Annotated in this window: 9 protein-coding genes; 6 read left to right on the forward strand and 3 right to left on the reverse strand. The window is 71.0% G+C overall.

Annotation, left to right across the window (positions count from 1 at the left end):
* Nucleotides 1-164: 164 nt before the first annotated feature.
* Nucleotides 165-884: a polysaccharide deacetylase family protein gene (locus VGZ23_20725; GenBank protein ID HEV2360019.1), complete on the forward strand. Its 720-nt coding sequence runs from the start codon at nt 165-167 to the stop codon at nt 882-884.
* Here VGZ23_20725 and VGZ23_20730 read toward each other — a convergent pair.
* Nucleotides 804-1,499, reverse strand: coding sequence for a hypothetical protein (locus VGZ23_20730; GenBank protein HEV2360020.1), 696 nt, complete (start codon nt 1,497-1,499; stop codon nt 804-806). The two genes, VGZ23_20725 and VGZ23_20730, sit on opposite strands and share 81 nt — an antisense overlap.
* Nucleotides 1,500-1,593: 94 nt before the next feature.
* Between VGZ23_20730 and VGZ23_20735 the strand changes: the two genes are divergently transcribed.
* A complete protein-coding gene (locus VGZ23_20735; GenBank protein HEV2360021.1) occupies nt 1,594-2,466 on the forward strand; it encodes an AraC family transcriptional regulator in 873 nt (290 codons plus the stop codon).
* Nucleotides 2,467-2,584: 118 nt separating this feature from the next.
* Here the strand turns inward: VGZ23_20735 and VGZ23_20740 are convergent, their stop codons facing one another.
* Nucleotides 2,585-3,379, reverse strand: coding sequence for a hypothetical protein (locus VGZ23_20740; GenBank protein HEV2360022.1), 795 nt, complete (start codon nt 3,377-3,379; stop codon nt 2,585-2,587).
* Nucleotides 3,380-3,420: 41 nt separating this feature from the next.
* Here VGZ23_20740 and VGZ23_20745 point away from each other — a divergent pair, with 41 nt between their 5' ends.
* On the forward strand, nt 3,421-4,023 hold the full coding sequence (locus VGZ23_20745; GenBank protein ID HEV2360023.1) for a DcrB-related protein: 603 nt from the start codon (nt 3,421-3,423) through the stop codon (nt 4,021-4,023).
* 144 nt (nt 4,024-4,167) lie between these two features.
* Here the strand turns inward: VGZ23_20745 and VGZ23_20750 are convergent, their stop codons facing one another.
* Nucleotides 4,168-5,502, reverse strand: a complete 1,335-nt coding sequence (locus VGZ23_20750; protein ID HEV2360024.1) for a S41 family peptidase — start codon at nt 5,500-5,502, stop codon at nt 4,168-4,170.
* A 356-nt stretch (nt 5,503-5,858) separates the two neighbouring features.
* Here VGZ23_20750 and VGZ23_20755 point away from each other — a divergent pair, with 356 nt between their 5' ends.
* From VGZ23_20755 to VGZ23_20765, 3 genes are all read left to right on the forward strand, one after another.
* Nucleotides 5,859-7,055, forward strand: a complete 1,197-nt coding sequence (locus VGZ23_20755) for a DEAD/DEAH box helicase (GenBank protein ID HEV2360025.1) — start codon at nt 5,859-5,861, stop codon at nt 7,053-7,055.
* A 138-nt stretch (nt 7,056-7,193) separates the two neighbouring features.
* On the forward strand, nt 7,194-7,328 hold the full coding sequence (locus VGZ23_20760; protein HEV2360026.1) for a hypothetical protein: 135 nt from the start codon (nt 7,194-7,196) through the stop codon (nt 7,326-7,328).
* Nucleotides 7,329-7,362: 34 nt separating this feature from the next.
* Nucleotides 7,363-7,681, forward strand: a 319-nt coding sequence (locus VGZ23_20765) for a hypothetical protein (protein ID HEV2360027.1), incomplete at its 3' end; no start/stop codon positions are given.

Consider the following 7,681-nt stretch of genomic DNA (forward strand, 5'->3'; position numbering starts at 1 on the left):
CGCGGCCCGGCTTGCCCGGCCGGACGCCGCGCGCGTCGTCGTCACGCATCTCGCCCGCCTCGCGTCCGAGGCGGGTCCTGCCCGGCGGGCATCCGTGGCGGCCGCGGCTCCGTCGTGACGCGGCCGCGGCGCCGGTTCCGCCGTGAACGCGGCCACGGTGACTGATGTCTGACTTGCTTCGGATCGGACTCGGCGCGGCCGCGGCCGCGGTCGCCGGCGCGGCCGGGTACACGGTGGGGGCGTACGCGGTCACGGAAGGCCTCAGCGTCGGCGTGGTGAAGCGAGGCCCGGCGCGTCCGATGGTCGCGCTCACGTTTGACGACGGTCCGGACCCCGAGTACACGCCCCGCATCCTGGACGCGCTGGCGGCGGCCGGCGTCCACGCGTCATTCTTCATGGTCGGCTCGCGGGCCGAGGCCGCCGCCGCCGCGGCCCGGGCGGTCGCCGCGGCCGGGCACGACGTGGGCAATCACACCTACAGCCACCGGCATTTGTGGGGACTCTCTCCGGCGGCCACGGTCGCCGAGGTGGACCGCGGTGCGGCCGCCATCGCCGCCGTCACCGGCATCGTCCCCCTGTACTTCCGTCCCCCGTGGGGAACGTTCAACTGGGCGGCGTACCTGCGGGCGGCGCAGATCGGCGAGCGGCGGGTGTTGTGGTCGGTACGCCCCGAGGGATTCTTCGTCGTGGCCTCATGCTCCCGGATGACGGAGCTGGTCGTCCGAAGAGCCCACCCCGGCGCGATCATCAACCTGCACGATCGCGGCGGCCATCCGTCGACCCCGCGGGTGACGTGGTCCGCGCTACCCGGGATGATCGCCGGGTTGCGGGCGCGCGGCTTCGAGATCGTCCGGCTGCAGGTCCTGCTTGCCGGTTCCGTCTGATCGTCCGCCGGCGCCCGCCGCATCGGTTCCCCGTGCCGCGCCGGATTCCCGTACCGCCCCGGGTCCGCCCGCCGCGCGTTTCGAGGCGGCACGCTCGGCCAGCCGCCGCAAGGCCCGGCGCGTAATCCACACCTTCCGCAGTTCCATCCGCCGGCCGCTGAGACGGCGCTGCCCGTCCGGATGATACTGGGCGAGGAGGAAACGCTCCCACCACGCGAGCCACCACCGCGTGAACGCCGGGAGCGGCCGGTGCTCAAACCCCCATTGCGCAGCACCTTCCCAGAACAGGCTCGCCCCGCCCACGGCTTGAATCGTCCGATACTCGGGCCGGGTCGCCAGGTCCGCGGCCAGCGCCAGAAACGCCCGGAGCAGTTCGTGGCGGAAGCGGATCGCGGCGTGGCCGTTCCGGTGGAGGGCCGCCGCGCGCTGGTTGTCGATGTGCAGCTCTCCGATCCTGTCGCCGGGCCCGATCTGGGTCCCGTCCGCCAGGGTCAGGCGCCGTCCCCAATGCCGGGTCGCCCGAAAGCGGAAGATATACCCGCCCTCGCCGATCGGACGAAACCCTTCGTGCTCCGCGACCCACAGGTCCAACGCGTCGAGCATGCGCCGGTTCATGGTTGGGGTTTTCCCCACGCGCCGGCACCGCTTCCTTCGCGACCCTGGGTGACCGCGGCGACTTCTCCTGAAGCCTCTCGCGAGGATGCGAAGGATGCGCCCTAAGCAAACCCGATCGGCCGGCGAGGGTCTCGTGCGGTCGCGCCGGGGGACGGTCGCGGGGCGGATCGTCAGTACGAAGCCGGTCGGCGGCGTCGAGTTGTTCAGGGCGTGGTTCGCCGGCGAGGCCTACCAGAAGCACCGGCACGACACGTATGCCGTCGGCGTGACCGACTCGGGCGTACAGGTATTCGACTACCGGGGCGCGGTCCACGTGAGCACTCCCCGGCACGTGTGCGTGTTGTATCCCGATGAGGTTCACGACGGACGCGCGGGCTCCGACGAGGGCTTCGGGTATCGGATCGTGTACGTGGATCCCTCCCTCCTGGGAGAGGCCGTGAGCGTGCTCCGCGGGAGGCCCTATCCGCTGCCGTTCGTGCGCGAGCCCGTGGTGATGGATGCGCGGCTGTCCCGAATCATCGACGGCGCCTTTCGCGCCCCCCTGGAATCGCTTGCGGCGGACGGCCTCATCGTGGACCTGGCGGAAGGATTGATCGCGCGAGAGCGGGGCGGGGCCGGGCCCGCGGCCTCGCGGCGCGTGGACGTCCGGGCCGCCGAACGGGCGCGGCAGTTCCTGGACGCCGAGCGGACCCGCATCGTGCACTCGGCGGAGCTGGAAGCCGTCACGGGATTGTCGCGCTATGACCTGTCCCGGCAGTTCCGGATCATGTTCGGGACCAGCCCCTACCGCTATCTGCTGATGCGGCGCCTTGAGTTTGCGCGGGAGCGGATTCATCGGGCGCACCCGCTGGTCGAGATCGCGTGCGACGCGGGATTCGCCGATCAGGCGCACTTCACCCGCGCGTTCAAATCGGCGTTCGGACTGACTCCCGCACGGTACCGGCAGTTGAGGACGACGGCGGGGTAGGCGTGCTTCCCGCCATCACGCCCTCTCCCGGCACTCTAGAGTAAACGGTAATCTGGAGGGCTAAGACATCCGCGGCACGCTGCCGACGCGCCGCGCGCGGCTCGGCCACCGCACGGGGTTACCCGAAGGCCGGGAACCAGCGAACCGGACTCCAGCGCAGGTAGCGGTCGGAGAGCAGCTCGAGCGATTTCCGGGCCGACCCGAAGTCGTCGGCGAGCGCCACGAGCACCCGCCCCTCGGCGCCCGCGGCGCCGGTCGTGGCGGCAAGGCGGTAGAAGCGCCGCCCGTGCTCCTCGTACGCTTCGAGCGTCGGCGGCACGGCCGGCGCGCGCCCGGCATGGCCCCGGTGCCAGCGCAGGGATTGCGGGAAGATGCCGCTTTGGAAGAGCGCGATGTCGGCGATGCGCCGGAAGATCCACGGCACCTCGTCCCGCGCGGCAAGCCCGGACAGGTCGATCATGTCTTCCAGGCAGAGCGTGCTGAAGCGCCGGCGCACGTAGTGCCCGTGCCGCCGGACGTAGACGGTCACCGTCTCGTTGCGGATGAACGATGTCAGCAGCGACACGAGGTAGTTCCAGATCTCCGGCTCGGCGACGAAGCGCCGCACCTGGGTGGCGTCGAACACCGCGATCGTCGCGTCCCCCGTGCGCTCCATCGTATAGGGCCGCTGGTGAAGGTCCCGAAGCACCCGCCGCAGCAGCACGCTGAACACGAGGCGCGGCGACACGCGCAACAGCACCTGCTCGTCGCCGAGAACGCGCTCCACCAGGCGGTCGTCCTCGAGCAGCACGTCGAGCAGGTCATCCCGGCCGCGCAGGACCGCCGGCGCCTCCTCGGAATCGTACCGCCCGGCGCCCGCGGTCTCGGCCACGAACCGAAGGTCGTTGTCGGTGAACCGCCCGGCCTCGCCCATCTTGTGCGGTCGCGCTCCCCTTGGGAAAATCAATCCTCAGGATGAAGTACACTCCTCGTCTGCCGTCCTCCTGTTCCGGACCAGGCCGGGCCGGCGCGGCCCTCTGCGCCCTCCTCGCCGCGGCGTGGCTCGCGTCGAGCGGCCCCGGCCGGGCCGACGCGCAGCCGATGCGCGAGGCGGCCGATCCGCAGGGCCGCTTCACGCTGTCCCTCCCCGCGGGGTGGGCGGCCCAGACGGCGACCAACGAGGGGCACAACGTGTTCGTGGGGGTCGGCCCCGCCGACGCCGACGGGACGCGCCCCAACATCGTGATCGACGCCCAACCCCTGCCCCAGGCGATGACCTCCGAGGCCGTCGCGAAGTCGCAGGAATCGGAACTGCGGCGTCTTCCGGGCTACGCCCCCATCCAGGAGGGCCCGATCTCGGTCGGAGGGCTCGCGGCCTATTCCCACTCCTTCAGCTTCACCCAGCCGGGCGTGAGCCTGTACCAGTTGCAGATTTACGTCGTCCGCGAGTCGCAGGTGTACGTCATCACCGGGACGGCGCACAACGACCGGGCGCGGGTCGCCCGGGATTCCGCGGTGTTCCTCACGATCATCAAGACGCTCCGGTTTTCGCCGTCGCACGCCGCGATGCCGCGGTAAACAGGGCGCGGCGGCCGCCCGGCTCGGCGCGCGCGATGTCCGCCGCCGGCACGCGTGCCACGCAGCACGTGGTGGACAGAAACACGCGCGGCCGGCGATCCCGCCGGCCGCGCGTGTCGATGCGACGGCTGGTCTGCGGCGCGGTTATCGCTGGAAGCCCAGCCCGCCCGCCGCTCGGAGCGCGGCCTGCAGCTGCGTATCCACGCCCTGCTCCATGTCCGCTTCGCCGAGCGCGACCGGCACGTCCGGGGTGACGCCGACGCCTTCCACGACGTGGCCCTCCGGGCTCGCGATCCGTTCCACCGTTACGGACATCCCGCCCTCGGGCAGGGGAACGTCGATCGCGCCCCCGAGCGCCCCCGCCGTCCGCTCCCCGATGATCTGGGCGCGGTGGAGGTCCTTCATCGCCGCGGTGACGATCTCGGCGCCCGAGGCGCTGCCCTGGTTCGTCAGCACGACGAGCGGGACCCGGGCGAACGGGGCCGGCCCCATCGTCCGCAGAAAGCCCGCCGAGTCTCGGTCGGTCAGACGCGCCACCGGCGTGCCGGCCGGCAGGAACAGGCCCGCGACGCCGTCGGCCTCCGTGATCAATCCACCGGGATTCCCCCGCAGGTCCAGGATGATCGAGTGGATCGGTCCGTTCTGGGCGAGCTCCAGGAGCGCCGTCCGCATGTCGCGGGTCGCGCCCTTGCTGAACCCGAAGAGGTGCACGTAGGCGACGCCCGGCTCGACCAGCTGCACCGTGACCGGATGCGTCGCGATCGCCGCCCGGGTGACGGTCACCTGGGAGACGGTCCCGGCGCGCTGGATCGTCAGGACCACCGGGGAGCCGACCGGCCCGCGGATCAACTGGCTGGCCGCCTGCACGTTTCCGTCGCGGAGGGACGTGCCGCCGACCGCGACGATCCGGTCGAACCGCTTGAGCCCCGCCGCGTCGGCCGGCGAGCCGGGAAAGACGCTGTCGACGAAGACCCAATGGACGCCGGCGGCGTCCTGCTGGGCGGTGATCACGACGCCGATGCCGCTGAACGAGGGGTCGCCGTTCAGTTGCTGGCGGCTCTCCTCGAACCGGGTCGGGTCCATGTAGTAGACGTGGCTGTCGTGGAGCGAGGCGAGCATACCCTGCGTGGCGACGTAGGCGAGTTGGGTCTCCGGCGTGCCGCCCATCTGGGCCGCGTGGTCGAATTCGGACAGAAACTGTGTCTGCGCCTCCATAGTCCCGAGGCCCGCCGGCAGGTCGGGCAGCACGTCGGCGCCGGCGTGCGCCGTCTGGCGCAGGGTCGCGATCGCCGCGTTCAGTAGCGCGGTCTGGTTGATGGGATCGACGTAGTTCCGCGCGAGCGTGTCGAGCGCGGACAGCACGAGCGAGCCCGTCGCGGCGCGTGCCGGTGAGACTCCGCCGGCGAGTGTGACGGCAAGAACAACGGCAACCAAGAGCGCGGCCCATGTCTTGGCTGCCGCCTGGGTACGGCGGTGCATGGTGTTCTCCCCCCTTGAAGGGTGTGGGATAGTGTCCCCAGCCTATCCGTCTCTATTGAATATACCGCGAAGAAGTTATGGGGAAATTGCGAAGGTCCTAGACGTGGATCCCGGAGGTCCCGGGCGCGCGTTTGACACCACGCCCGCCGGGGCGTATAGTCACTAATGTCGTCATACGTGCGTTGGCGGCGGACCCGGAAACGGTCCGCCGCGGGTGTGTCGCAGGGCCTTTCTTCGTGGCGGTAGGTGCCGGCGGGACACGCGCAGGTTGCCGGCATTGACGTTGAGCGGCTCACAGCCGCCGTCCGGCCCAGGCCGGACCACGAAGGAGGCAGACGCATATCAGTAAGATAGCATTGGAACGTCCGAATACGGAGTCCCCCGTCCCCGATCCCGCGCAAGAAGCTTCGTTCGAGTCGTTTTCGCTTCGCCCCGAGACGCTTCGGGCCGTGCGCCGCATCGGCTGGCAGACGCCCACGCCCATTCAGGTTCAGGTCATCCCGATCATGCTCAGGGGCGCCGACCTGGTGGGGCAGGCGCAGACCGGCTCGGGCAAGACCGGCGCCTTCGGCATTCCGCTCGTCGACCGCCTCGACGCGTCGCGGCCGGCGGCGGACGCCCCCCGCACCGGGGCGCCGCAGGTCCTCGTGCTCACCCCGACCCGGGAGCTGGCCGTTCAGGTCACCGAGGACCTCACGGCCTTGGGGCGCGAGCGCGGCGTGCGGGCGGTTGCCGTCTACGGAGGCCATTCGATCGTCACGCAGATCCAGGACCTCGCCCGCCGGCCGCAGATCGTGGTCGCCACCCCGGGCCGGCTGCTCGACCACATGGAGCGCCGGACCATCCGTCTCGACGGCGTGCGCGCCGTCATCCTGGACGAAGCCGACCGGATGCTCGACATGGGCTTCCTGCCGGACGTCTCGCGCATTCTACGGAAGACGCCGGTAGCGCGGCAGACCGCGCTCTTTTCCGCGACGATGCCGGCCGCGATCCACGAGATCGCGTCCCGGCAGATGCGCGACCCGGTGTGGCTCCGCGTCGCGTCGGCCGCGCAGACGGTCGACACCGTGGAGCAGTTCTACCTGGAAGTCGCCGAGCAGGACAAGGTGCGGGCCCTCCGGGCGCTCCTGACCAAAGGGCAAGTCGCCTCGGCGCTGGTGTTCCGCCGCACCCGGCATCGGGTGGACCGGCTGGCGCGGACCTTTCCACGGGCCGGAGTGCTGCACGGGGGCATGGCGGAAGGCGCCCGGATGCGGGCCCTCCGGGCCTTCGAGCAGAAGCGCTGCCAGATGCTGATCGCGACGAACGTCGCCTCGCGCGGGCTGGATCTGCCCGATGTCTCGCACGTCATCAATTTCGACATCCCCGAGGACGTCGAGACGTACGTGCACCGCATCGGGCGGACCGCGCGGGCGGGACGCCCGGGCACCGCGATCACCTTCGTCGGGCAGTACGACATCGAGCTGTTCGATCAGCTGCGCGCGGCGATCGGGCCGGCGCTGCGGCGGCATCCGCTCAACATCTACGAGGCGCGGCCGGCCGCTTCGCACTAGAACGCGTGCCGGTCGGGGCGCCGCCGCTGCGCGGCGCCCCGACCGGCAAGTTCCTCCCCCCTCGACGCGCCGAACCCCGCCCGCGGACGTGTGCCGCCCCTCGAATCATTCGCGAAGAATTCACAATCGATTCCTATGATGGCGCCCGGCGCGGGCAATCGGCTCTACTTCATCGAGACGCGCATGGGCGATGACGGCATCGATGGGGAGACGAACCTTGGCGACGACGGCTTCGTCCTCACGGACGCCGATGGCCACATTCTCAACCAGTAGGGTCCCGCGCGTCACCCGGTCGTCCGTTGCGCGGGTGGCGACGGGCCTCGTCCTGGGCTGCTTCGGCGTGTGGGAGCTGACCGGTCCCGGGCAGTGGACGGGCTACGTACCGGACGTCACCGCCGCCGCAGTTTCTCCGGTCTCGTTGATTCTGTCCGACGGATGGATCCTGTTCGTGCTGGCAGCGGCGGCGCTCGTCGACTTTGCGGCGCCCGTGACGTCGTGGGTCGCGGTCGCCGTGATGGCGGAAATCGTCCTCGGACTCGCCGTCACGAGCGGGCTCACCGACGTGTTGGTCCGCGACGTCGGCCTGCCGGCCCTCGCGCTCGTGTGGGCCCTCGACGCCGGCGGTC

The organism is bacterium (assembly GCA_035945995.1).
Classification (GTDB): domain Bacteria; phylum Sysuimicrobiota; class Sysuimicrobiia; order Sysuimicrobiales; family Segetimicrobiaceae; genus DASSJF01.

Bases quoted from the DNA above. Each gene is read 5' to 3' on its own strand.
- VGZ23_20735 (HEV2360021.1), top strand. From the start codon at position 1,594: ATGCGCCCTAAGCAAACCCGATCGGCCGGCGAGGGTCTCGTGCGGTCG.
- VGZ23_20745 (HEV2360023.1), top strand. From the start codon at position 3,421: ATGAAGTACACTCCTCGTCTGCCGTCCTCCTGTTCCGGACCAGGCCGG.
- VGZ23_20760 (HEV2360026.1), top strand. From the start codon at position 7,194: ATGGCGCCCGGCGCGGGCAATCGGCTCTACTTCATCGAGACGCGCATG.
- VGZ23_20730 (HEV2360020.1), bottom strand. From the start codon at position 1,499: ATGAACCGGCGCATGCTCGACGCGTTGGACCTGTGGGTCGCGGAGCAC.
- VGZ23_20725 (HEV2360019.1), top strand. From the start codon at position 165: ATGTCTGACTTGCTTCGGATCGGACTCGGCGCGGCCGCGGCCGCGGTC.
- VGZ23_20750 (HEV2360024.1), bottom strand. From the start codon at position 5,502: ATGCACCGCCGTACCCAGGCGGCAGCCAAGACATGGGCCGCGCTCTTG.
- VGZ23_20740 (HEV2360022.1), bottom strand. From the start codon at position 3,379: ATGGGCGAGGCCGGGCGGTTCACCGACAACGACCTTCGGTTCGTGGCC.